Genomic DNA, 24,248 nt, shown 5'->3' on the forward strand with positions numbered 1-24,248 from the left:
CGTTGCCCAACCGAAAGGCCCGTCTCCATGTCTGCACCCCGCCCGTCCGCCTTGCGCCCGTTCGCAGAGCGCCGCCTGAACACCGTCCTTCGCCATGCCCTGATGGCGCTTGCCCTCGGCGGCCTGGCCGGCGCGGGAGGGCCGGCTTTCGCGCAGGCGCAGTCGTCCTCGCTCGACGCCGCCGCGTCCCGCGCCTACGACATTCCCGCCGGCCCGCTGGGCCGCACGCTCGCCGCCTTTGCGGCGGGCAACGGCATCGCGCTGTCGTTCGACCCCGCGCTCACGCAGGGGCGCAGCAGCCCCGCGGTGGCCGGCCGCTACACCGCACGCGAAGCCATCGAGCGGCTGCTCGCGGGCAGCGGCCTGCAGGCGGTGGCGCGCACCGACGGCAGCTACACGCTGAACCGCCGCGAGGCCGGCACGCCCGCCCCAGGGGCCGGCGGCATCGACACGCTCACGCCCGTCACCGTCACGGCCGAGGCCGACCGCAGCGGCACCACCGAAGGCACCGGCGCCTACACCACGCGCGCCACGGCGGCGGCCACCGGGCTCGCGCTCTCGCCGCGCGAGACGCCGCAGTCGGTCACCGTCATCACGCGCCAGCAGATCGAGGACCAGAACCTGCTGTCGCTCGGCCAGGCCATGCAGAGCGTGCCCGGCGTGTTCTCGGTGAGTTCCGACAGCGACCGCACCGACCTGTACGCGCGCGGCTTCTACATCGACAACTACCAGTACGACGGCGTGCCGACCACGGTCACCACCGATTTCTTCGGCGCCTCCACCAACGACCCGGTGCTGTACGACCGCATCGAGGTCGTGCGCGGCTCGACCGGGCTGCTCACCGGCGCGGGCAACCCCTCGGCCTCGGTGAACCTGGTGCGCAAGCACGCCGACAGCAAGGTGTTCGCCGGCAACGCATCGCTCGCGCTGGGTTCGTGGAACCTGCGCCGCGGCACGGTCGACCTGCAGACCCCGGTGACGAAAGACGGCCGCGTGCGCGCCCGCCTCATCGGCATGACGGAAGACCGCGATTCCTTCATCGACATGTACCACGGCCGCAAGCATGTCCTGTACGGCGTGGTCGATGCCGACCTCACGCCCAGCACCACGCTGAGCGTGGGCATCGAGTCGCAGGCCACGCGGCCCACCTCGTCGACCTGGGGCGGGCTGCCGCTGACCTTCAGCGACGGCACAGCCACGCGCTGGGACCGCTCCAAGACCGTCGGCACGCCGTGGACCCACTGGGACACGACCACCACCACCGCCTTCGCGAACCTCACGCACCAGTTCGACAACGGCTGGAAGCTCAAGGCCAACGGCTCGCACCGGCAGAGCAAGCAGAACGCCAAGCTGCTGTACCTCTACGGCGACCTCGACCGCCTCACCGGCACCGGCCTGGGCTCGCTGCCCGGCTACTTCGAGCACCAGTTCCGCCAGAACAGCCTCGACCTGCAGGCCACCGGCCCCTTCACGCTGCTGGGGCGCACGCACGAACTCGTGGTGGGCGTCAGCAACAGCCAGTCGCGCTACGTGGAGGCGAGCCATCCGCGCACCAGCGCGTTGCCCGACACCGGCAACTTCTACGACTGGAACGCCGCGTCGTACCCCGAACCGGGCTGGGACCCGCTGAAGGTCTCGGCCATCACCAAGACGCGCCAGACCGGCACCTACGGTGCCGCGCGCCTGTCGCTGGCCGATTCGCTCAAGCTCATCGTGGGCGGGCGCCAGAACAGCTGGCGTTCCACGCGCCTGACCGCCGACGCACCGGCCACGCGCAAGCACGAGGTGTTCACGCCCTACGCGGGCCTGGTGTACGACCTGAGCGAGAACTACTCGGTGTACGCGAGCTACACCGACATCTTCCAGCCGCAGAACTACCGCGACGCCGTCGGCGCGTACCTCGACCCGGTGACCGGCAAGAGCTACGAGATCGGCCTCAAGGGCGAGCACCTGAACGGCAAGCTCAACACCTCCATCGCCGTCTTCCGCGCCGAGCAGGAGAACGTGGCGCAGCGCGACGGCACCAAGCTCGTGCCCAACTCGAGCGAAGGCGCCTACTACGGCGCGCGCGGCGTGACCAGCAAGGGCATCGAGCTGCAGGTGTCGGGCGAACTGGCCCCTGGCTGGCAGCTGAACGCGGGCATCGCGCGCACGCTGGGCCGCGAAGGCAACGGCAACCGCATCAACACCGCCATGCCGACCACGCAGGCCACGCTGTTCACCACCTACCGGCTGCCCGGTACGTGGCACCGGCTCACTTTGGGCGGCGGCGTCAACTGGCAGAACCGCACCTCCTACGCGTACAGCGTGGGCGATGTCGACCTGCGCTACCAGCAGGGCTCGCGCGCGGTCGTGAGCCTGATGGCGCGCTACGCCTTCACGCCCAAGCTGGCGCTGCAGCTGAACATCGAGAACCTGTTCGACAAGAAGTACTACAGCAACATCGACGGGCAGGCCTACTTCGGCACGCCGCGCAACGCGGTGGCGACGCTGAGCTACGCGTTCTGAGCGGGAAAAGGCGGGGGGCATGACCCTTTTTTCGTTCTCGTTTGTCATGTAGGGGAGGGGCGCACGTCCGCGCCCCGTTTTCCGGTCCCCGATGAACACCCGCACCTCCTCCTTTTCTCCCGCCCTGCGGCTGCTGTCCCGCGTCGCCGCCGCCGTGTTCGGCGGCTACGCGCTGGCCTCGGCCGCCGCCGTCTTCCTGGCCGCCGTGCTGCCGGCCGGCCCCGCCGAGGCCGCGCTCGGGGGCATGCAGTTCAGCTTCGCGGTCTACACCGTCGCCGTGATCTGGGCCTTTGCGCCCGTCTCGCTGCCGCGCGCCTGGGCCGGCCTGCTGCTGCCGGCCGTGGTGCTGGCCGGGCTCGGCCTGGCCTTGCGCGGCGCGGGAGGCGGGGCATGAGCACGAAGACAACCAAGGCGCCGTCGCAGGGCGGCTTTCGCCAGGCCCAGGCCTGGCTGCACACCTGGTGCGGCCTGTGGTTCTCGTGGCTGCTGTTCGCGGTGTTCCTCACCGGCACGCTGGCGGTGTTCGACGAGCCCATCACCCACTGGATGACGCCGGAGCACCACGCCGAGGAAGCCGCCGCCGCAGCCAAGAAGGAGAAGGGCGAGCCCACGGCCGACCGCGCGCAGCGCCTGGCCTGGGGCATGGCCTACATGGCCGAGCACCACCCGGGCGCCTCGATGTGGGAGCTGTGGCCTTCGGATGCGCAGGGCGGCGGCGAGCTGCGCGTGTTCTGGTTCGACGCCAACCGGCAGTACGCAGGCGTCGCGCTCGACCCCGCCACCGGCAAGCCGTTGAAGGAAGACGGCGGCCACGCGGCGCGCGCCACGCTCGGCGGCCACCACTTCGTCGACTTCCACTACGAGCTGCACGCCGGCACCGTCGGCCTGTGGATCGTCGGCATCGCCGCGATGGCGATGCTGGTGGCGCTGGTGTCGGGCGTCATCACGCACAAGCGCATCTTCAAGGACTTCTTCACCTTCCGGCCCAAGAAAGGCCAGCGCAGCTGGCTCGACGCGCACAACGCCGTGGCGGTGTTGACCTTGCCCTTCCAGTTCATGATCGCCTACACCGGCCTCGTGATCTCTGGCACCAGCTTCATGCCGGCCCCCAAGGTCTTGCACTACGGCACGGGCCCGCAGGCGCAGGTGCGCTTCGTCTCCGAGCTGGGCGACAGCGACAAGCCCGCCGCCACCGGCCGCGCGATGCCCGTGCCCGTGCTCGAACCCTTCGCGGCGCGCGGCCAGGAGCGCATGGGCCAGCCGGTGCGCGCGGTCGTCATCGACCACCCGGGCGACGCGGGGGCGCGCATCGGCGTGTACGGATGGAACGGCGACGACGAATCCGCGCGCCGGCTCAGTGCCACCACCGGCATGGTGCAGTTCTCGGCCGCCACCGGCGAGGTGCAACGCGTGCGCCTGCCGGGCGCCGCGGACGGAGGAGCCGCCATGCTCGCGCAGTCGGCCATGGGCGGGCTGCACATGGTCACCTTCGGCGGCTGGCCGATGAAGTGGCTCTACTTTTTATGTGGCCTCGCGGGCACCGCGATGATGGGCTCGGGCGCGGTGCTGTTCATCGTCAAGCGCCGGCAGAAGCACCTGGGCGAGTTCGGCGGCGCGACGGCGCGGGTCTACCGGCTGGTCGAGGCGCTGAACGTCGCGGCCATCGCCGGGCTGGCCATCGCCTGCGTGGGCTACCTGTGGGCCAACCGGCTGGTGCCGGTGGGCATCGGGCACCGCGCGGACCGCGAACTGCAGGTCTTCTTCGCGCTGTGGGCGCTGGCGCTGGTGCATGCCTTCTTGCGCTCGCCGGCGCGCGCGTGGCGCGAGCAGCTCGGTGCGCTGGCCGCGCTGTGCCTGCTGCTGCCGGTGCTCAATTTCGTGACCACGGGTGATCACCTGCTGGCTCAGCTGCTACGCAGTGATTGGGAAAGCCTCGGCGTCGAACTGGGCGTGGTGGCCTTCGGCCTTGCGGCGCTGGGTGCGCTGCGTCATCTGCGGCGAAAGGCGGCGCGATGACGACGGCTTGGACTTCGTGGCTTGGCCTTGCGCTGGCGTATGCGGGCATGGCGTGCCTGAGCTTTGCCATGGACCGGCACCACGAGCAGCTGACGCGCGGACGCGAAGTGCCCGCGCGCCGGCGCACGGGCTTGCGCGTGATCGGCATGGTGCTGCTGGCCGCGGCCATCGCGCCCTGCGTGATGGCGTGGGGCCCCACGGTCGGGACGGTCGCGTGGCTGGGCTTCCTGTCGGCGGGTGCGTTGCCGGTGGCCTTGCTGTTGCCGTACCGCCCGCGTGCGGTGGCGTGGGGCGCCGGCGCTGCCGCCGTGGCTGGTGGTGCGGGGCTTGCGCCGGTGCTGGCGGCGCTGCTGCGCTGAGGTCAGTCCACCTTGATGGCTGCGGCCTTGACCACCTGCTGCGCCTTCGCGGTCTCGTCGGCGATGAACTTGTTGAACTGCGCGGAGGGCATGGTGAAGGGTTCGGCGCCGAGCTTCTCCAGCCGTTCCTTCAGCTCGGGCGAGACCATGATCTTCGCGACCTCGGCCTGCAGCCGCTCCACCACGGGCTGCGGCGTCCTAGCGGGCGCGAACAGGCCGACCCAGAACAGGTAGGCCGAGCCCGGCACGCCGGCCTCCACGGTGGTGGGTGCGTCGGGCAAGGCGGACGAGCGACCGGCGGTGCCCACGGCCAGCGCCTTCAGCTTGCCGCTCTTGATCAGCGGCAGCGCCGACACCATCGGCGCGAAGAACCAGTCGACGCGTCCGGCCATCACCTCGGTCATGGCTTCGGGTGTGCCGCGAAAGGGCACGTGCTGCGCGTCGACGCCGGCCGCGAGGCGGAACACCTCGGCATTCATGTGCGTGGCGGAGCCGTTGCCCGCGGAGCCGTAGTTCAGCCCGCCGGGCTTGGCCTTCGCCTTGGCCACGAGGTCTTTCACATCGGTGAAGTGCGAGGGCGCGGTCACCAGCACGTTGGGCAGGCTGGCCATCGGCGTCACGCCCGTGAAGTCCTTCAGCGTGTCGTACGACAGGCCCTTGTAGATCCACGGGTTCACGAGGTGGCCGGCCGAATGCACCAGCAGCGTGTAGCCGTCGGCCGGCGCCTTGGCGGCGATGGCCGCACCCAGCGTGCCGCCCGCGCCGGGGCGGTTGTCCACGATCACGCTGGTGCCCAGCGCAGGCCCCAGCTTTTCGGCGACCAGGCGCGCGACGATGTCGGTGCCGCTGCCTGCCGTGAAGGGCACGACCAGCTTGATGGGCTGCGTGCCCGGCCACGCGCCTTGTGCATGGGCGCCGCCGAGCGTGCAGGCCGCGAGTGCCGCGGCGATCGTGAGTGCCTGTCGGCGGCTCCAGGGGAGTGTCTTCTTCATGCGTCTTGTCTCCGTTGATGGGTTGGTGCGAGCGATGAATGACTGACTGGGAAAGGAGCGCGCTAGGCGGGCGGTGCGTTGGCCATCACCAGCGCCACCAGCACCGGGCGGTTGCTGCGGTTCTCCAGCTGGCGCTTCTCGCCGGGCGCGAAGCGGCAGCTGTCGTAGGGCAGCAGCACGTCTTCCTGGTGCGCGCCCTCGAGTTCGCCGACGACGTGCAGCTCGCCCTCGAGCACGAGGTAGAGCTTTTCCATCGGCGAGCCGTCCAGCCCGGTGCGGCCGCCCGGCAGGATCTGGCTCATGCCCATCCACATCTGCGTCGAGGGGCCGGCCTCCTTGCCCTGCAGGCGCAGGCAGCGCATGTCGAAGTGGTTGGGCGCCTCGTAGTGCGGCGCCTCGCTGAAACGGGTCACATGCATGGTGGGTGTCCTTGGGGCTCAGGGGCGCAGCACGACGCGGTCGGTGCTGCCCGACAGCACCAGCCGGTAGGCGTCGATCGCTTCGTCGAGCGCGAAGTGGCGTGCCACGGGAAAGGGTTTCAGCGTGCCGCGCTCGAAGCCTTCGCGCATCGCGTCGAGTTGCGCGGTGGACGCCACGCAGTCCATCGCCAGCGAGTCGATGCCCACGTAGGTGTGCATGCCGCGGTAGAACGCGAAGATGTCGAAGGGCACCGCGCGGTCGTGCGTGGCGATGAAGATCTGCGTGGCGCCCTTGGCCATCGCCTTGTTGGCGGCCTCGAAGTAGGCGCTGCCCACGGTGTTGTAGACGATGTGCGCGCCGCGCCCGTCGGTGAGTTCGCGCACCTGCGCGCCCACGTCGGCGTGGTGGCGCGCATCGACCACGTCGACCGGCGCGCTCGCGAACCCCGCGAAGGGCCCGGGGCCGCGCTGCACCGCGATCACGCGCGCGCCGGCCTGCGCGGCCAGCTGCACCGCCGCCTGCCCGACCTTGCCGTTGGCGCCCAGCACCAGCACCGTCTGGCCCGCCTGCGGCATGCCGCTGCGCCGGAAGCCCTCGTAGGCCGTGACGAAGGGCACGCCCACCGCGCCGGCCTCGTCCATCGAGATGCCCTTCGGCTTGGCGCGCAGCGCCGCTTCGGGCAGCACGAGGTAGCGCGCATGCGAGCCGTCGCGCGTGATGCCGACATCGCCGCCCGAGCCGTAGACCTCGCGGTCGATCCATTCCGAAGGGCCGCTCACCACGGTGCCCGCGAAGTCGCGGCCCGGCGTGCGCGGCCAGACGGCCTGCGGCATCAGGCCCAGCGCAGCCTTCACGTCGCTCGGGTTCACGGCGGCGGCGGCCACGCGCACCACGGCATGGCCGGGCGGCGCCACGGGTTCGGGCTGCGGTGCGGCCTCCAGGTGCAGCGCCTCGAGGTTGGCGGCCTTGCCGTTCACGCGCAGGGCGCGCGGTTCATGAAGGATGGCGCTCATCGTGCGGCTCCCTGAACGGCGCGGGTGTCGGCCAGCCCCAGCATCGCGCGGGCCTCGCGCGGGTTGGCGACCTCGCCGCCCAGGCTGCGCAGGATGTCGCGCGCCTTCGCCACGAGCTGCGCGTTGCTTTCGGCCAGCACGCCTTTCTCGAGGTAGATGTTGTCTTCCATGCCCACGCGCACGTGGCCGCCCAGCAGCCACGACTGCGCGACGATCGGGAACTCCGTGCGGCCGATGCCGAAGGCGCTCCAGAAGGCGCCGCGCGGCAGCAGGTTGCGCGCATAGAGCAGCGTCTCGGGCGTGGGCGCGAAGCCGTACTTCACGCCGAGCACGAAGGTCCACATGGCGGGCCCGTCGAGCGTGCCGTCGGCGATGAGGTCCAGCGCCAGGTGGATGTCGCCCGAGTCGAAGATCTCCAGCTCGGGCTTCACGCCGGCCTCGCGCATCACCTTCGCCATGCGGCGCACGTTCTTCGGCGTGTTGATCACCACGTCGGGGCCGGAGTTCATGGTGTTGAGGTCGAGCGAGCACACGTCGGGCCGGATCAGCGCGATGTGCTCCACGCGCTTTTCGGGCGGCAGCAGCGTGGTGCCGGGCGCGGCGATCTTCGGGTCGTCCTCGCTCGGAATGAAGCGCCCGCCCGGCCCGGTCGTGAGGTTCACGATCAACTCGCGGTTCTCGCGGCGGATGCGGTCGACCACCTCGCGGTACAGATCGACCTCCATCGAGGGCTTGCCCGTCTCGGGGTGGCGCACGTGGATGTGCACCTGCGCCGCGCCGGCTTCGGCGGCGGCCAGGCATTCGTCGGCGATCTGCACCGGCGTGATCGGCAGGTGCGGCGTCTGCTCGGGCTTCACGAGGTTGCCCGTGACGGCGCAGGTGATGAGCGTCTTCGCGTTGTTCACAGGTGGCGCCCTCCGTCGACCACGATGCGCGTGCCGGTGACGAAGCGCAGCGTGGTGGCCAGCGCTTCCACGGTGGCCGCCACGTCGTCGGGTTTGCCGATGCGCCCCAGCGGCGTGGTGCTGGCCATCTTGTCGGCGAACGCGGCGCCGCGCCCGGGCACGAAGCCCGACTCGATCGCGCCCGGCGACACCGACACCACGCGCACCGCCGGCGCCAGCGCCTTGGCCAGCGCATCGCCCACCACGTCGAGCCCGGCCTTGGCCGCGACATACGCGAGGTTGCTGCCCACGCCCGTGAAGCCGGCGATGGACGAGATGTTGACCACCAGCCCGTCGCCGGTGGCCTTGAGCATCGGCGCGAAGGCGCGGATGGTGGCGAACACGCCGCGGAAGTTGGCGCGCAGCAGGTCGTCGATGAGCTCGTCGGTCAGCGCGTCGAGGTCGCCGGCCGGCACGGGCTGCGTGTGGCCCGCGCTGTTGACCAGGATGTCGCAGCGCCCGTGCGCGGCCTTCACCTCGGCGGCGGCGGCCTGCAGGCTCGGCGTGTCGACGATGTCGGCGCGGATCGCGCCGTGGCGCTGGCCGCTGTCCGAGGGCAGGGCGGCGGCGCGCACGGCGGCGTTGTCGTCGCCACCGCGGTGCAGCAGCACGCAGGTGGCGCCCAACGCGGCCAGCCGCGTGGCCGTGGCGTAGCCGATGGCGCCGAGGCCGCCGGTGATGACGGCGATCTTGCCGTGGAGTCGGGATTGGGGATCGAAGCTCATGGGATGAAGGGAAGTTGCGGAATCAGGGGATCGGTGGGCGGGGGAACTTCATCTCGCCCGGCTCCAGCTGGAAGTCGTACTGCAGCGTGGCGCTACCGCCGTCGGACGCGAGCGCGAAGCGGCCGATGAGCTGGCGCGTCACGCCGAAGGTCGGGTCGCTCTCCAGGTTCTCGTCGTCGTCGGCGAACACCTGCGTGACCAGCACCTTGTGGCCCGGCTTGCTCAGCATGAAGTGCAGGTGCGCGGGCCGGTTCGGGTGGCGTTGCTGCGCGCGCAGCAGCACGCCGCACGGCCCGTCGGTCGGCACCGGGTAGCCGGCGGGGCGCACGCTGCGGAAATGAAAGCGACCCTCGGCATCGGTGGTGAAGCGCCCGCGCAGGTTCATGTCGTCCTGTTCCGGGTCCTGGTTCTCGTAGAGCCCGACCGGCGAGGCCTGCCACACGTCGACCGTGACGCCGGCCATCGGCTGCCCGCCCACATCGCACACCGTGCCGGTCACCTCCAGCGGCGTGCCGGGCGTGCCCGAGCGCGCGATGCTCTCGCCCGCCGCGCAGGCCGGCGAGTTGGCGCGCCAGAAGGGGCCCAGCAGGGCGGCCGGCGATTCGCCGTGCGGGTCCTGGTTGTTCTGCAGCGCCACCACCGTGGACACGCCCAGGATGTCGGCCGCCAGCACCACCTCGTTCTTGGTCTCGCCCGTGGCGTGGCCGATGGCGACGATGAATTCGAGCGCCTGCTCGAACTCCTCCTCGGTCAGCTTCACCTCCTGGACGAAGGCATGCAGGTGGCGCGTGAGCGCGTCCATCACGGTGCGCAGGCGCGGATCGGGGGTGCGTTGCATGGCGTCGAGCGCAAAGCCGAGCACCGAATCGGGGGAGGTGGCGATGTTCATCTGCAATCCTTGCAATCGTTTGCATGATCTTAAGGCAGATTCCGGAAAAGTAAAATGGTGGGTATCCGAGATGCCAGAATGGGAATTCGCCAACCATGGCGCACCGGATGACCAACAATCGTTTGCACCAATGAGCACCCATCCCCCCTCCAGCCCCGTCACCATCCGCGACGTCGCCCGTGCCGCCGGGGTGCATGTGTCGACCGTGTCGCGCGCGCTCAGCCCCGAGAAGCGCTCGCTGATCAGCGACGAGGTGCTGCGCGTGGTCGAGGAGGCCGCGCAGCGCCTGGGCTACCGGCCCAACCGCGCGGCCTCGGCGCTGCGCACGGGCCGCACCCACACCATCGGCGTGCTGGTGCCCGACATCACGAACGCGGTGTTCCCGCCGATCCTGCAAGGCATCGAGGCCAGCGCGGCGGCGCGCGGCTACTTCGTGTTCGTCACCAACGTGGTCGATCCGGCGCTGGCGCGGCCGGTGCTCGAGCGCATGCTGGCGCAGCGCGTGGACGGCGTGATCCTGGCCACCGCCACGCGCGACGACCCGCTGGTCGACTTCGTCGCCAAGGCCGGCATGACCGCGGTGCTGGTCAACCGCGCTGACGAGACCGGCCGCCTGCCCGCCGTGGTGAGCGACGACCGGCTGGCGATGAAGCTCGCGGTCGATCACCTCGTGGGCCTGGGCCACAAGCGCATCGCGCACCTGGCGGGGCCGCAGACCATCCCCACCGGCGTGGGCCGCCTGCTGGGCGTGGAGCAGGCGCTGCGCGACCACCGCATGAAGCCGGCGCGCATCGTCGAGTGCGCGAGCTACAGCCGCGAAGCGGGCGCGGCCGCGATGAAGCAGATGCTCGCGGCCGGCGCCGCGCCGCAGGCCGTGGTCTGCTGCAACGACCTCGTGGCGCTGGGTGCCTACGACGCGCTGCGCGAGGCCGGCCTGCGCGTGCCGAAAGACATCTCCATCACCGGCCACAACGACATGCCGCTGGTCGACATGGTCGATCCACCGCTCACCACCATCCGCCTGCCGCACCGCGAACTCGGCTGGCGCGCGGCCGAGATGCTGTTCGAGGAGATCGACGGACAGGCGCTCTCGGCCTCCACCGTGGTGCTGCGCCCGGAGCTGGTGGTGCGCAAGTCGACGGGCGCGCCGGCTGCGCGCTGAGCGAAGACGAAAACAAATGCATCCGCAGGGCGGTGCGCACACTTCGCGCCGAGAATCGTCGGCCATTCCCGGCCCCGTGTTCCGCTTCCTTTTCGCATGCGCTTTCGTCCCGTCTTCCTGCTTCTTTCCCTCGGTCTTTTCCTCCCGCTGCTGACCCACGCCGCGTCGCCGCGCACCTGCCTCGTCGTGGGCGTGAGCGACGGCGACACGCTCACCGCGCGCTGCGGCCGCAGTGGCGCCTACGAACAGGTCAAGGTGCGCATCGCCGCCATCGACGCACCCGAGAAAGCGCAGCCCTACGGCCAGCGCAGCCGCCAGGCGCTGAGCCGCCTGTGCTACGCCGAGAAGGCCGTCATCACCGAGCGCGACACCGACCGCTACGGTCGCACCGTGGCCGACGTGCGCTGCAACGGCGAAGACGCCGGCCGCCGCCTGGTGGCCGAAGGCTGGGCCTGGGTGTACGACTACCACGGCATCGCGAAGAAGCGCGGCGGCGACCTGTTCCGCCTCGAGGCCGCGGCGCGTGCGCAGCACCTGGGCCTGTGGGCCGACACCGCGCCGACGCCGCCGTGGGACTGGCGCCGCGAACGCCGGGAGCAGCCGCGCAACAACAACAGCAACCACGGCGGTAGCTCGCAGCCTTGGGGCGACGTGCGCTTCGAACCCCTGTCATGACGGCTTCATGGGCGCGCGGGAGCATCGCGGGTTCCCACGATTCCCACGGACCCCCAGGACATGGCCAAAGACTTCGCGCGCATGGAGGACTCGAACCCCTCCGGCAATCCCACCATCCACGACGTGTCCGATCCGCAGCGGCGGGTCTTCGTGCGCGGCGGCCTGGCGGCGGCCGTGGCAGGCCTGTTCGGGCCGCTGGCCGGCTGTGCCAGCACGGGCAGCGGCGGTAGCAACGCCGTGAGCGGCCTGGGCCGCGCCATCGGTTTCAAGAGCGTGCCCATGGCGGCGGTCGACCAGGTGGTCGTGCCCGAGGGCTACCGCACGCAGGTGCTGTACCGCTGGGGCGACCCCACCGGCATCGCGGGCCGCATGCCCGCCTTCAAGACCGACGCTTCCGACTCCGCCGACGACCAGGCGCTGCAGGCCGGCATGCACCACGACGGCATGGCCTTCTTTCCGCTGGACGGATCGAACCGCGGCCTGCTGGTGCTGAACCACGAGTACGTGGACGACGGCCTGCTGCACACCGACGGCATGAAGACCTGGAGCGCCGCGAAGGTGCGCAAGTCGATGCACGCGCACGGCGTGTCGGTGATCGAGCTGCAGCGCGACGGCGCGGCCTGGCAGCAGGTGCTGCCTTCGCGTTTCGCGCGCCGCATCACAGCGCTCACGCCGATGACGCTCACCGGCCCCGCGGCTGGCCACCCGATGCTGCGCACGGCGGGCGACCCCTCGGGCACGCAGGTGCTCGGCACCTTCAACAACTGCGCCAACGGCCAGACGCCGTGGGGCACCTACCTGACCTGCGAGGAAAACTTCGCCGACTACTTCGAGGGCACCGCCACGCCCGATGCGCACCAGAAGCGCTGGGGCCTCAAGAAGGGCAACGGCGCCAAGTACCGCTGGCACGAGCACGAAGAGCGCTTCGATGTGGCCAAGCACCCGAACGAATCGAACCGCTACGGCTGGGTGGTCGAGATCGATCCGCAAGACCCGACTTCCATGCCGCGCAAGCGCACCGCACTGGGCCGCGCCGCGCACGAGGGTGCCGCCGTGGCGCTCACCGACGACGGCCGCGCCGTGGTCTACATGGGCGAGGACTCGCGCTTCGAATACATCTACAAGTTCGTGAGCCGCGACAAGGTCCGCCCCGGCGGCGCCGCCGCCAACCGCGACCTGCTCGACCACGGCACGCTCTACGTGGGCCGCTTCGACGTCGACGGCACGGGCGAATGGCTGCCGCTGGTGCAGGGCAAGGGCGGGCTGGTGGCCGACAAGGGCTTCGCCACGCAGGGCGACGTGCTCATCAAGTCGCGCCAGGCCAGCGACATCCTCGGCGCGACGAAGATGGACCGCCCCGAGTGGACCACCGTCGATCCGCTGACGAAGGAGGTCTACTGCACGCTCACCAACAACAGCAACCGCGGCGCCCCGGGCCAGCCCTTCATGGACGCGGCCAACCCGCGTTCCAACAACACGATGGGCCAGATCATCCGCTGGAAGGAAAGCGGCGACCTCGACGCCACGAAGTTCGCGTGGAACCACCTCGTGCTCGCGGGCGACCCGAAGCAGACGCGCTACGAGGCGCAGGGCAACGTCAAGGGCGACGCCTTCGGCAGCCCCGACGGCCTGATGGTCGATGCGCGCGGCGTGCTGTGGATCCAGACCGACGTGTCGACCTCCACGCTCGGCAAGGGCGAGTACACGAACCTGCCCAACAACCAGATGCTGGCCTGCGACCCGACGAAGGGCGAGATCCGCCGCTTCCTGCTCGGCCCGGCCGGCTGCGAGATCACCGGCCTCACGGCCACGCCCGACCTGCGCACGCTGTTCATCAACATCCAGCACCCGGGCGAGCCGGCCAACGAGCGCAGCGACCCCGAGCGCCCGCTCGCCGTGTCGAAGTGGCCCGACGGCGCGGGCCGGCCGCGCTCGGCGACCGTGGTCATCACGAAGATCGACGGCGGGGTGATCGGCAGCTGACGCGGCCAAGGGGGCGCCTCGCGGGGCGCCCTCGGGGCTTCAGCAGTGGCCCGAGTACCAGCAGCGCACCTCGGGCATGAACAGCCCCCAGACGAAGCTGATCGCGCACACGATCAGCATCAGCAGCGCGAACATGCGCAGGCCCTCGGCGCCCCAGCGCGGCGCGAAGATGCTCACGAGAAAGCCCGAGATGAATGTGCCTTCGAGCCAGGCCGCGCCGCCCCAGCGCAGGATCCAGAGCCAGAACAGCGCATCGAGCGCATGAAAGACGACCCACCAGAGCAACGTCATCGCGCGGCGTGAGGGTGCTTGTTTACGACTCGCTGCGGCCTTGCACGTCGGCCACCACGCGCGCGTTGCGCTGGAAGCTCCAGTAGGCGCTGGCCCAGTCCCACATCACGACCACGCGGTTGCGGAAACCGATGAGGAAGTACGCGTGCGCGAACAACCAGAACAGCCATGCGGGCCGGCCGCTGAAGCGCAGCGGGCCGAAGGGCGTGCCCAGGTCGACCACGGCCGAGTTGCGCCCGATGGTGGCCAGGTTGCCGTAGTCGGCGTAGCGGAATGGCACGGTGGGCTGGCCCGCCAGGCGGCGCAGGATGTTCGCCGCCGCCGCACGGCCGGCCTGCTTGGCGCCGGGCGACACGCCGGGCACCGGCTTGGGCGGCTTGCCGGGCGCGTGGCTCATGGCGGCGGCCAGGTCGCCCACCACGCTGATCTCGGGGTGGCCGGCCAGGCTCAGGTCGGGCTCGACCTTGATGCGGCCCGCGCGGTCGCACTCGACGCCCGTGGCATTGCCGAGCAGCCGGCCCAGCGGCGAGGCCGCGACACCGGCCGCCCACACCACGCAGCTGCTGGGAATGCGGTAGCTCTGCAGCGGCGCGCCGTCGGGGCCGCCGCCGGTCTGCACTTCGAGGCCGGCGTTGTCGATGGCGGTGACGCGCGCGTTCAGCCGCACCTCCACGCCGAGCCGTTCCAGTTGTTCGAGCGCCTTCTGGCTCAGGCTCTCGGGCATGGCCTGCAGCACGCGCGGGCCGCCCTCGACCAGCAGCACCTGCGCGCTGCCGGGGTCGATGCGACGGAACTCGCCCGCGAGCGTGTGCTTGGCGATCTCGGCCAGCGTGCCGGCCATCTCGACGCCGGTCGGCCCGGCGCCGATCACCACGAAGGTGAGCAGCGCGCGGCGGCGCTCGGGGTCGGCGGTGGTCTCGGCCGTCTCGAAGGACATCAGCACGCGGCGGCGGATCTCGAAGGCGTCGGCCAGCGTCTTCAGGCCCGGCGCGGCGGGCGCCCACTCGTCGTGCCCGAAGTAGCTGTGGGTGGCGCCGGCCGCCACGATCAGGTGGTCGTAGGCCACCTGGCTGCCATCGGCCAGCTGCACCGTGCGCGCGGCCGGGTCGATGCCCGTCACCTCGGCCAGCAGCGTGGTCACGTTGGCCTGCTTGCGGAACAGCGCACGCACCGGCGCCGCGATCGACGGCGCCGCGAGCCCGGCGGTCGCCACCTGGTACAGCAGGGGCTGGAACAGGTGGTGGTTGGTCTTGTCGATCACCGTCACATCGACGTCGGCCCGCTGCAGCTTGCGCGCTGCCTCGAGTCCGCCGAAACCGCAGCCGATGATGACAACGTGGGGCCTGGCCGAAGGAGAGGGGGTTTGCATCGTCGAATCATACGCAGCGGGCCGGGGCGTTCCGGGGCCGCTTGCGCGCAGGACGGGCTCCTGCGGCGGCGCGGCGGCGGCGTCTTGTCCTACGTGCTTTTGTCGCCGGTATGGGCTAAAACTTCCGGCTCACCCGACTGGAGACACCATGACGTTTTCCCGGCCGATCGCCCCCGTGGCGAGCGCCTTGCGCGAGCAATTCCGCACGGTGCGCGCCGCCAGCCTGGCGCTGGCCGCGCCGCTGTCCGCCGAGGACCAGTGCATCCAGTCGATGCCCGACGCCAGTCCGACCAAGTGGCATCTGGCGCACACGACGTGGTTCTTCGAGACCGTGCTGCTGCAGCCGCATGCGGCGGGGCACCAACCCTTCGATGCGCGCTTTCATTACCTCTTCAACTCCTACTACGAAGCGCTCGGGCCGCGCCACCCGCGGCCGCAGCGCGGCCTGCTCACGCGGCCCTCGCTCGACGAGGTGCACGCCTACCGCCGCCATGTCGACGAGGCGGTGCTCGCGCTGCTCGCGGCGCCGGAGGCGCTCGAATGGGCGGCCATCGAGGCCATCGTCGCGCTCGGGCTGAACCACGAGCAGCAGCACCAGGAGTTGCTGCTCACCGACATCCTGCATGCCCTGTCGTGCAACCCGCTGCTGCCGGCCTGCAAGCCCGCGAGCGGCCCGGCACGGCGGCTGGCCGCCGTGCCGGCCGAGGTGCGCTGGCTGGAGCAGCCGGGCGGCATGGTCGAGGTCGGGCATGCGGGCGAGGGCTTCTGCTTCGACAACGAGACGCCGCGCCACGCCGCCTTGCTGCGCCCCTACGCCATCGCTGACCGGCTGGTGAACTGCGGCGACTACGCGCAGTTCATCGCCGACGGCGGCTACCACCGGCCCGAGCTGTGGCTGTCCGACGGCTGGGCCACGGTGCAGGCCCAGGGCTGGCGCCACCCGGCCTACTGGCTCGAAGCCGACGACCCGCGCATCGCCACCCTCGGCGCCGGCGGCGGCCCTGCCGCGCCCGGCGGCTGGCAGGTGTTCGGCCTGCACGGCGTGCGGCCGATGGAGGCCGACGCGCCCGTGTCCCAGCTGAGCTTCTACGAGGCCGCCGCGTACGCCGAATGGGCCGGCGCACGGTTGCCCACCGAGTTCGAATGGGAGGCCGCCTTCGACGCGTCCGGCATCGCGCAGATGAGCGGCCATGTCTGGCAATGGACGCGTTCGTCGTACGACCCGTACCCGGGCTTTCGTCCGCTGCCCGGCATCGCGGCCGAATACAACGGAAAGTTCATGGTGGGCCAACTGGTGCTGCGCGGCGGCAGCGTGGCCACGCCGGCCGGCCACACGCGGCCGAGCTACCGCAATTTCTTTCCGCCGGCGGCACGCTGGCAATTCTCGGGGCTGCGGCTCGCGAAAGACCTTTGACCGACACCTCGATGGAGCCGAGCACCATGCGCAATCCGACCGCCCCGTTCGCCCTCGCCAGCCACCTGCAGCGACAGGAAGCAGCGACCCCGCCCGACACCGCCCCGTGGTCCGAGTTCGGCCGCGCCATGCAGGCCGGCCTGGCGCGCACGCCGCGCCACATCTCGCCCAAGTTCTTCTACGACGTGGCCGGCTCGCAGCTGTTCGACCGCATCTGCGAACTGCCCGAGTACTACCCCACGCGCACCGAGCTGGGCATCCTGGGCGCTCGCGCCGGCGAGATCGCCGCGCAGATCGGACCGAACGCCGAGATCGTCGAGTTCGGCGCCGGCTCGCTCACCAAGGTGCGGCTGCTGCTCGATGCGCTCGAATCGCCGAAGCGCTATCTGCCGATCGACATCTCGGGCGAGCACCTCGAAGCAGCGGCGGCGCGCCTGAAGGCCGACTACCCGGCGCTCGCGGTGCAGCCCATCGCGGCCGACTACACCATGCCGCTCGTGCTGCCTGCGCCCATGGCCGGGGCGGGCCGGCGCGTGGGCTTCTTCCCGGGCTCGACCATCGGCAACTTCGAGCCCGACGAGGCGCTGGCGTTCCTGCAGCTTGCGGCGCGCATGCTGCGCGGCGGCGGCCTGCTGATCGGCGTCGACCTGGTGAAAGACCCCGACCGGCTGCACGCGGCCTACAACGACGCGCAGGGCGTGACGGCGGCGTTCAACCTCAACCTGCTGCGGCGCGCGAACGCCGAGCTGTCGGCCGACTTCGACCTCGACGGCTTCTCGCACGCGGCCTTCTACAACGCACCGATGCGCCGCATCGAGATGCACCTCGTGAGCCGGCGCGCGCAGAGCGTGCAACTGCGCGGCGAGCGCTTCTCGTTCGAGGAAGGCGAGACCCTGCACACCGAGTACTCGCACAAGTTCACCGTCGAGGGCCTGCAGGCCCTGGCGGTGCGCGCGGGCTTCCGCGTCGGGGCGGTATGGACCGACCCCGAGCGGCTGTTCAGCGTGCACTGGCTGGTGAGCTGATTCGCTAGCTGTCCAGCCCCGCAAGGCACACGTACTTCACCTCGAGGAAGTCGTCGAGCCCGTACTTCGAGCCCTCGCGCCCCAGCCCCGACTGCTTGACGCCGCCGAACGGCGCTTCGGCCGTCGAGACGAGCCCGGTGTTCACGCCCACGATGCCTGACTCGAGCGCTTCGGCCACGCGCATGATGCGGCCGATGTCGCGGCTGTAGAAGTACGCGGCCAGGCCGAACTCGGTGTCGTTGGCCGCGGCGATGGCTTCGGCCTCGGTGTCGAACGCGAAGATCGGCGCCAGCGGGCCGAAGGTTTCCTCGCGCGCGAACAGCATGTCGGGCGTGGCGCCGCCGATCACGGTCGGCTCGTAGAACAGGCCGCCCAGCGCATGGCGCTTGCCGCCCGCCAGCACGGTGCCGCCCTTGGCGACGGCGTCGGCCACGTGCTCCTCGATCTTCTCGACCGCCTTGGCGTCGATCAGCGGGCCCTGGTTGACGCCGGCCTCGGTGCCGTTGCCGACCTTCAGCGCGTTGACCTTGGCCACCAGCTTCTGCGTGAAGGCCTCGAGCACGCCGCGCTGCACGTACAAGCGGTTGGCGCACACGCAGGTCTGGCCGGTGTTGCGGTACTTGGAGACCATCGCGCCTTCGACGGCCGCATCCACATCGGCATCGTCGAACACGATGAAGGGCGCGTTGCCGCCGAGTTCGAGCGACAGCTTCTTGATCGTGTCGGCCGACTGCTTCATGAGCGTGCGGCCCACCTCGGTCGAACCCGTGAAGGTGAGCTTGCGCACGATGGGGCTGCGCGTCATCTCGCCGCCGATCTGGCTGGCCGAGCCGGTGAGCACCGACAGCAGGCCCTTGGGCACGCCCGCGCGTTCGGCCAGCACGGCAAAGGCCAGCGCCGAGAACGGCGTCTGCGTGGCCGGCTTCACGACCATCGCGCAGCCGGCCGCGAGCGCGGGCCCGGCCTTGCGCGTGAGCATGGCGGTGGGGAAGTTCCAGGGCGTGATGGCGGCGGTGACGCCCACGGGTTGCTTCAGCGCCAGGATGCGGCGGTCGGCCTGCGGCGCGGGAATGGTGTCGCCGTACACGCGGCGCGCTTCTTCGGCGAACCACTCGATGAACGAGGCGGCGTAGGCGATCTCGCCGCGGCTCTCGGCCAGGGGCTTGCCCTGCTCGGTGGTCATGATGAGCGCGAGGTCGTCCACGTTCGCCAGCATCAGGTCGTTGAGCTTGCGCAGGATGGCCGAGCGTTCCTTGGCGGGCACCTTGGCCCAGGCCTTCTGCGCCTTCTCGGCGGCGGCGATGGCGCGCACGGTCTCCTCGGTGCCGCACATGGGCACGGTGCCGATCTGCTCGCCGGTGGCGGGGTTGGTGACGGCGACGGTGGTGCCGTTGTCGGCATTCACCCAGGCGCCGGCGATGCAGGCCTGCTGGCGCAGCAGGGTCGGGTCTTGGAGTTTCAGTGGCATGGGTGGTTTGTCTCAGGCTTGCAATGCGGCGGCGAGGATGTCGAGGCCTTCGCCGAGCACCGCGTCTTCGATGGTCAGGGGGAACAGGAAGCGGACCACATTGGCGTGCACGCCGCAAGTCAGCAGCAGCAAACCCGCGTCGCGCGCTCGGGTTTGCACCTGCTTCGTGAACTCGGGGTCGGGCGCACCGTCGGCACCCGCGAACTCGACCGCCACCATCGCGCCCAGGCCGCGCACGTCCGCGATCTGCGGCACCTTCGCGCGCAGCCCTTCGAGGCGTGCCTTGAGCCGGTCGCCCAGTATCTGCGCGCGCTCGCACAGGCGTTCGTCCTCGATCACGTCGAGCACCGCATGCGCTGCCGCAATGGCCAGCGCGTTGGCGGCGTAGGTGCCGCCGAGGCCGCCGGGCGCGGGTGCGTCCATGATCTCGGCGCGTCCGCACACGGCCGACAGCGGCGTGCCGCCGGCCAGGCTCTTGGCCATCGTCATGAGGTCGGGCACCACGTCGTGATGGTCCATGGCGAACCACTTGCCGGTGCGCGCGAAGCCGGTCTGGATCTCGTCGGCGATCAGCAGGATGCCGTGCCGGTCGCAGATCTCGCGCAGCGCGCGCATGAACTCGGGCGGTGCGGCATAGAAGCCGCCTTCGCCCTGCACCGGCTCCAGGATGATGGCCGCCACCTGCTCGGGCTCGATGTCGGCCTTGAACAGCTTGTCGATGGCGCGCAGCGAATCGTCCACCGACACGCCGTGCAGCGCGATCGGCGCGGGCACGTGGAAGATGCTGCCGGGGAAGGGCCCGAAGCCGGTCTTGTACGGCACCACCTTGCCCGTGAGCGCCATGCCCATGAAGGTGCGGCCGTGGAAGCCCCCGCTCAGTGCGATCACGCCGGGCCGGCGCGTGGCGGCGCGCGCGATCTTGATCGCGTTCTCGACCGCCTCGGCGCCGGTCGTGAAGAAGGCGGTCTTCTTGGCGTGGGTGCCGGGCGTGAGGCGGTTCAGGCGCTCGGCCAGCGACACCACGCTTTCGTACGGCACCACCTGGTAGGCCGTGTGGGTGAAGCACTCGAGCTGCGCGCGAATGGCCTCCGCCACGCGCGGATGCCGGTGGCCGGTGTTGAGCACGGCGATGCCCGAGCCGAAGTCGATGTAGCGCCGGCCTTCGACGTCCCACAGCTCGGCGTTGAGCGCGCGCTCTGCGTAGATGGGAAAGCCGATGCCGACGCCGCGCGGCGTGGCGGCGATGCGGCGCGCGTCGATGGCGGCGTTGGTCGTGGATGTCATGAGAGATTCCTTTGTTGCTTGTATTGGGGGGCGCTCAATGGCTGCCCGGCGCCACCATGCGATGACGGATCTGGTCGGCGACCACGGCCACGATCAGCAGGGCGCCCAGCACCACCATCTGCAGGTACGAGCCCACGCTGGCCAGGTTCATGCCGTTCTGCACCAGGCCGATGAAGATGGCGCCCATCACCACGTTGGGCACGCGGCCGATGCCGCCGCGCAGGCTCACGCCGGCGATCACGCAGGCCGCGATCGATTCGAGCGCCACGGTGCCGCCGAGGTTGGCCTCGCCGGTTTCCACGCGCGCCGTGAGCAGCAGGCCGCTCACGGCCGCCAGGCCCGCGCACAGCAGGTAGGCCATGAGCAGCACGCGGCGCGTGTCGATGCCCGACAGCGCCGCGGCCTTGGCGTTGCCGCCCACCGCGAGCAGGTGCGTGCCGGTCGGCAGGCGGCCCATGAGCACGCCCATGCCGGCCACGCACACGGCCGTGACGAGGATCGGCACCGGCACGCCGAGCACGGTGCCGAAGCCGAACAGCTCGCTGAACTGCGCCGGCATGCCCGACACCGGCACGCCGCCCGTGAGGAACAGCGCAAAGCCGAAGCCGATCGACTGCACGCCCAGCGTCACGATGAAGGGCGACACGCCGATCACCGCCACGCCGAAGCCATTGACCAGGCCCACCACCAGCCCGGCGAGCATCCCGCAGGCGCAGCCCACGAGCACCACCATCCAGGCCGCGTCGGGAAAGGCCGCGCCCAGCGCCTGCATGGCGAGCGCCGAGACCACCGAGGTGATCGCCATCACCGTGCCCACCGAGAGATCGAAGCCGCCGGTGACCAGCGCCAGCATCTGGCCCAGCGACACGAGGATCAGGTAGACCGACTGGCGCAGCAGGTTCACCAGGTTCTGCACCGTGAGGAACTGGTCGGACAGCGTGGCGAACACCACGCAGGCGATCACCAGCATGAAGGGCAGCACGCCCAGGCGCAAAAAGAGACTGCGCAGCAGGCCGAGGGCGCGCCCGGCCAGGCCGGGCGTGGGAGCCGCGGGGGCGGCGGTGAGGGAAGGCGAAGTCATGAGGAGGGGTTCTCGCTGGGGCCGAAAAACAGGTTGAGCACGGCGGTTTCCTGGATGGCGTCGCCATGCAGCTCGCCGGCGATCTCGCCGCGGCACATCACGTACACGCGGTGGCTCAGGTGCAGCACCTCGGGCAGGTCGGACGAGATCACGACCACCGCCGCGCCGCCTTCGCAGAGCTTGCGGATCACCTCGTACAGCGCGCTGCGCGTGCCGACGTCGACGCCGACCGTGGGCTCGTCGAACACGTAGAGCGCGGCGTCGCGCGTCATGCCCTTGCCGAACAGCACCTTCTGCTGGTTGCCGCCCGAGAGCAGGCCCACGGGCCGTTCGAGGTTGCGCGGCGCGAGTTCGACGCGCTCGGCGGCCGTCGTCGAAAGCCGCCGCCCGAGGCGCTTGCGCAGCCAGCCGCCGCGCCCGCGCAGCGGCCCATGCACGAGGGGCAGGGTGATGTTGGCGCGCGAGGTGAAGCCGAGCACCAGTCCTTCGCCCTTGCGGTCGGGCGGCAGGTAGAACAGGCCCTCGTCGAGCAGCTGGCGCACCGTCGCGCCGGTGCGCGGCCGGCCCCTGAACAGCACGCGGCCTTCGCTTACGGGGTCGAGGCCGTAGATCGCGCGGAACAGCTCCGACTTGCCGCAGCCGACCAATCCGGCCAGCCCGACCACTTCGCCGCGCCGCACCGTGAGGCTGGCGTTTCGTACGCCGTTGGGCGAGGCCAGCCCCTCGACCTGCAGCACCACCTCGCCGGGGGTGGCCGTGATGCGCGGGTAGATGTTGTCGATGGCGCGCCCGCTCATCAGCTCGATGAGCCGGTCTGCGCTGGTCGCATGCGCGTCCACCGTCGTGACCTTGCGGCCGTCGCGCAGCACCGTGATGCGGTCGGCGATCTGCGCGATCTCCTGCATGCGGTGCGAGATGTAGACGATGCCCACGCCGCGCGCCTTCAGCCGCGCCACCAGCTCGAACAGGCGCTGCGTCTCGGTGTCGGTGAGCGAGGCGGTGGGTTCGTCGAGGATCAGTACCGACACCTCGCCGCGCAGGCCCTTGGCGATCTCCACCATCTGCTGCTGCGCGCGCGTGAGGCCCGCCACGGGCGCGTCGACGTCGATCTCGAAGCCCAGGTCGGCCAGCATCGTGCGGGCGCGTTCGCGCACCGCCGCGCGGTCGAGCAGGCCGCGCTGGCGCGGCTCCTCGCCCAGGCTCAGGTTCTGCGCCACCGACAGCGTCGGGATCAGCGAGAACTCCTGGAACACCGCGCTGATGCCGTGGCGCCGCGCGTCGTGCACGTTGGCGAACTTCACCGGCGCGCCGTGCATGCGGATCTCGCCCGCCGTCGGTACATTGGCGCCGGCCAGCAGCGAGATCAGCGTCGACTTGCCGGCGCCGTTCTCGCCGAACAGCACGTGCACCTCGCCGGCGCGCAGCTCGAAGTCCATCGCATCGAGCGCGAGCACGCCGGGGTAGCGTTTGCCCAGGCCGAGGGTCTGCAGCAGCACGGGAGCCATGGCCGGCCTACTTGACCTCGAACACCGGCTTGAAGCCGGTCGGCGGCAGGATGTCGGCCTGCTTCACGGTCTTGATGTTGCCGCTGTCGACCACGAAGATCTTCGGGCCGACGTGCTTCACCACGTCCTTGTTCTCGAGCAGGCGCACGGCCTGGTCGACCGCGATGCGGCCCTGGATCACCATCGAGTCGGCCGGCGCGGCCACGATGCGGCCCTTCTGGATGCCTTCGTACACGCCTGGCGTCATGTAGAACGAGAGCACCTGCACCTTCTTGTCGAGGTTGCGTGCGCGCAGGATGCCGGTGGCGGCCTCGGCGGTCACTGCCGTGCCGGCCACGTAGGCCAGATCAGGGTTGCCCTGCAGCACGTCTTCGACCAGCTTGGCCTGCGCCTCCTTGCCGGTGTCGCCGTACTTGGGGTCGAGCACCGTCACGGCGCTGCCTTTGATCGCTTCCATGAAGCCCTTGTGCGCGGCCTCGACCCAGCCCGCGCCGGCCGGGCCGGGGAACCAGCCGACCTTCACCGCCGGCGAGCCCGCGGGGTGCTTCTTGGCGAGGTACTCGCCGGTCGACTGGCCCATCGTGTAGAACGACACCAGCGACTTGGCCGACAGGTCGGGCGAGCTGACGCCATTCACGAGGTCGATCACCGGCACCTTCTTGGCGGCCGTGGCCTTGATGACGTTGTTCAGCCCGTCGCCCGAGATCGCGCCGATGACCACCGCGTTGGCGCCGCGCGCCACGCAGTCCTCGATCTGCGAGACCTGCTTGCTCAGGTTGGTGTAGCCGCCCGCGTCGACCACCTGCAGCTTCACGCCCAGGCGGCGCGCCTCTTCGATCACGCCGTAGTCCACGCCGAGCCAGTAGGCGTCCTTCATGTGTGGGAACGACACGCAGATGTCCCACTTCTTCGACGCCTTGGCCAGCGGCGTGTAGTCGATGGGTTTCTTCGTGCCCTCGGCCGAGAAGGCGGGTTCGGTGGCCTCGGCCTTGTAGGGAAACCAGTCGGCGGCCGAGGCCGGGGCATGCCACGCCAGGGTGGCGGCGAGCGAAGCGGCGATCAATGAAACGCGCAGGGGTGAGCTGTTCATGAAGAACTCCTTGGGTGACAGCGGTGAAGAAAAGG

General features: G+C 70.6%; 22 protein-coding genes. 9 read left to right on the plus strand and 13 right to left on the minus strand.

What is annotated here, in order from left to right:
* Nucleotides 1-27: 27 nt before the first annotated feature.
* The 4 genes from fhuE (at nt 28) to VHAB30_RS04330 (ending at nt 4,883) form a co-directional block, all read left to right on the plus strand.
* On the plus strand, nt 28-2,508 hold the full coding sequence (fhuE, locus tag VHAB30_RS04315) for a ferric-rhodotorulic acid/ferric-coprogen receptor FhuE (RefSeq protein WP_159275944.1): 2,481 nt from the start codon (nt 28-30) through the stop codon (nt 2,506-2,508).
* Nucleotides 2,509-2,599: 91 nt separating this feature from the next.
* Nucleotides 2,600-2,902, plus strand: coding sequence for a DUF3649 domain-containing protein (locus tag VHAB30_RS04320; RefSeq protein WP_095948980.1), 303 nt, complete (start codon nt 2,600-2,602; stop codon nt 2,900-2,902).
* A complete protein-coding gene (locus VHAB30_RS04325) occupies nt 2,899-4,524 on the plus strand; it encodes a PepSY-associated TM helix domain-containing protein (protein ID WP_159275945.1) in 1,626 nt (541 codons plus the stop codon). Before VHAB30_RS04320 ends, VHAB30_RS04325 begins: the two co-directional genes overlap by 4 nt.
* Nucleotides 4,521-4,883, plus strand: coding sequence for a DUF3325 domain-containing protein (locus tag VHAB30_RS04330; RefSeq protein WP_159275946.1), 363 nt, complete (start codon nt 4,521-4,523; stop codon nt 4,881-4,883). The genes VHAB30_RS04325 and VHAB30_RS04330 overlap by 4 nt, the downstream gene beginning before the upstream one ends.
* 2 nt (nt 4,884-4,885) lie before the next feature.
* On the opposite strand, the gene VHAB30_RS04335 is transcribed toward VHAB30_RS04330, so the two are convergent.
* The 6 genes from VHAB30_RS04335 to VHAB30_RS04360 form a co-directional block, all read right to left on the minus strand.
* The gene (locus VHAB30_RS04335; protein WP_159275947.1) at nt 4,886-5,875 is read right to left on the minus strand and encodes a Bug family tripartite tricarboxylate transporter substrate binding protein; all 990 of its coding nucleotides are present in this window, start codon (nt 5,873-5,875) and stop codon (nt 4,886-4,888) included.
* 62 nt (nt 5,876-5,937) lie between these two features.
* Nucleotides 5,938-6,294, minus strand: coding sequence for a cupin domain-containing protein (locus VHAB30_RS04340; RefSeq protein WP_159275948.1), 357 nt, complete (start codon nt 6,292-6,294; stop codon nt 5,938-5,940).
* Nucleotides 6,295-6,312: 18 nt separating this feature from the next.
* Entirely contained in the window at nt 6,313-7,308 is a 996-nt protein-coding gene (locus tag VHAB30_RS04345; RefSeq protein WP_159275949.1) for a quinone oxidoreductase family protein, read from the minus strand.
* The gene (locus tag VHAB30_RS04350) at nt 7,305-8,213 is read right to left on the minus strand and encodes a BKACE family enzyme (RefSeq protein ID WP_062482144.1); all 909 of its coding nucleotides are present in this window, start codon (nt 8,211-8,213) and stop codon (nt 7,305-7,307) included. The genes VHAB30_RS04345 and VHAB30_RS04350 overlap by 4 nt, the downstream gene beginning before the upstream one ends.
* Nucleotides 8,210-8,977 (minus strand): SDR family NAD(P)-dependent oxidoreductase, encoded by a 768-nt coding sequence (locus tag VHAB30_RS04355; protein WP_159275950.1) that lies wholly within the window; start codon nt 8,975-8,977, stop codon nt 8,210-8,212. The genes VHAB30_RS04350 and VHAB30_RS04355 overlap by 4 nt, the downstream gene beginning before the upstream one ends.
* Nucleotides 8,978-8,999: 22 nt before the next feature.
* Nucleotides 9,000-9,866, minus strand: coding sequence for a dioxygenase family protein (locus VHAB30_RS04360; protein WP_159275951.1), 867 nt, complete (start codon nt 9,864-9,866; stop codon nt 9,000-9,002).
* A 130-nt stretch (nt 9,867-9,996) separates the two neighbouring features.
* Between VHAB30_RS04360 and VHAB30_RS04365 the strand changes: the two genes are divergently transcribed.
* The 3 genes from VHAB30_RS04365 (at nt 9,997) to VHAB30_RS04375 (ending at nt 13,686) form a co-directional block, all read left to right on the plus strand.
* Nucleotides 9,997-11,028: a LacI family DNA-binding transcriptional regulator gene (locus tag VHAB30_RS04365; RefSeq protein WP_159275952.1), complete on the plus strand. Its 1,032-nt coding sequence runs from the start codon at nt 9,997-9,999 to the stop codon at nt 11,026-11,028.
* A gap of 96 nt (nt 11,029-11,124) precedes the next feature.
* Nucleotides 11,125-11,703, plus strand: coding sequence for a thermonuclease family protein (locus VHAB30_RS04370; protein WP_159275953.1), 579 nt, complete (start codon nt 11,125-11,127; stop codon nt 11,701-11,703).
* 60 nt (nt 11,704-11,763) lie between these two features.
* Nucleotides 11,764-13,686, plus strand: coding sequence for a PhoX family protein (locus tag VHAB30_RS04375; RefSeq protein WP_159275954.1), 1,923 nt, complete (start codon nt 11,764-11,766; stop codon nt 13,684-13,686).
* A 39-nt stretch (nt 13,687-13,725) separates the two neighbouring features.
* Here the strand turns inward: VHAB30_RS04375 and VHAB30_RS04380 are convergent, their stop codons facing one another.
* Both VHAB30_RS04380 and VHAB30_RS04385 read right to left on the minus strand, forming a co-directional pair.
* Nucleotides 13,726-13,977, minus strand: a complete 252-nt coding sequence (locus VHAB30_RS04380) for a hypothetical protein (RefSeq protein WP_159275955.1) — start codon at nt 13,975-13,977, stop codon at nt 13,726-13,728.
* Between the two features lie 22 nt (nt 13,978-13,999).
* Complete coding sequence (locus VHAB30_RS04385; protein ID WP_062477668.1) at nt 14,000-15,346, minus strand: NAD(P)/FAD-dependent oxidoreductase; 1,347 nt, start codon at nt 15,344-15,346, stop codon at nt 14,000-14,002.
* Nucleotides 15,347-15,494: 148 nt separating this feature from the next.
* Here VHAB30_RS04385 and egtB point away from each other — a divergent pair, with 148 nt between their 5' ends.
* Nucleotides 15,495-16,760 (plus strand): ergothioneine biosynthesis protein EgtB, encoded by a 1,266-nt coding sequence (gene egtB, locus VHAB30_RS04390; protein WP_159275956.1) that lies wholly within the window; start codon nt 15,495-15,497, stop codon nt 16,758-16,760.
* A gap of 26 nt (nt 16,761-16,786) precedes the next feature.
* On the plus strand, nt 16,787-17,785 hold the full coding sequence (gene egtD, locus VHAB30_RS04395) for an L-histidine N(alpha)-methyltransferase (RefSeq protein WP_159275957.1): 999 nt from the start codon (nt 16,787-16,789) through the stop codon (nt 17,783-17,785).
* 4 nt (nt 17,786-17,789) lie between these two features.
* On the opposite strand, the gene VHAB30_RS31040 is transcribed toward egtD, so the two are convergent.
* The 5 genes from VHAB30_RS31040 to torT are packed head-to-tail and all read right to left on the minus strand — an operon-like array spanning nt 17,790 to nt 24,213.
* Nucleotides 17,790-19,253, minus strand: a complete 1,464-nt coding sequence (locus tag VHAB30_RS31040; RefSeq protein WP_070062531.1) for an NAD-dependent succinate-semialdehyde dehydrogenase — start codon at nt 19,251-19,253, stop codon at nt 17,790-17,792.
* A gap of 12 nt (nt 19,254-19,265) precedes the next feature.
* Nucleotides 19,266-20,537 carry a 4-aminobutyrate--2-oxoglutarate transaminase gene (gabT, locus tag VHAB30_RS31045; protein WP_216850694.1) on the minus strand — a complete coding sequence of 424 codons (1,272 nt, stop codon included), beginning with the start codon at nt 20,535-20,537 and terminating at the stop codon, nt 19,266-19,268.
* Nucleotides 20,538-20,571: 34 nt separating this feature from the next.
* Nucleotides 20,572-21,618, minus strand: a complete 1,047-nt coding sequence (locus VHAB30_RS04405; protein WP_070062533.1) for an ABC transporter permease — start codon at nt 21,616-21,618, stop codon at nt 20,572-20,574.
* Nucleotides 21,615-23,123 (minus strand): sugar ABC transporter ATP-binding protein, encoded by a 1,509-nt coding sequence (locus VHAB30_RS04410; RefSeq protein WP_216850695.1) that lies wholly within the window; start codon nt 23,121-23,123, stop codon nt 21,615-21,617. The genes VHAB30_RS04405 and VHAB30_RS04410 overlap by 4 nt, the downstream gene beginning before the upstream one ends.
* 7 nt (nt 23,124-23,130) lie before the next feature.
* A complete protein-coding gene (torT, locus tag VHAB30_RS04415; RefSeq protein WP_159275958.1) occupies nt 23,131-24,213 on the minus strand; it encodes a TMAO reductase system periplasmic protein TorT in 1,083 nt (360 codons plus the stop codon).
* Between the last annotated feature and the right edge of the window lie 35 nt (nt 24,214-24,248).

Source organism: Variovorax boronicumulans (genome assembly GCF_009811375.1).
Lineage (GTDB): Bacteria > Pseudomonadota > Gammaproteobacteria > Burkholderiales > Burkholderiaceae_C > Variovorax > Variovorax boronicumulans.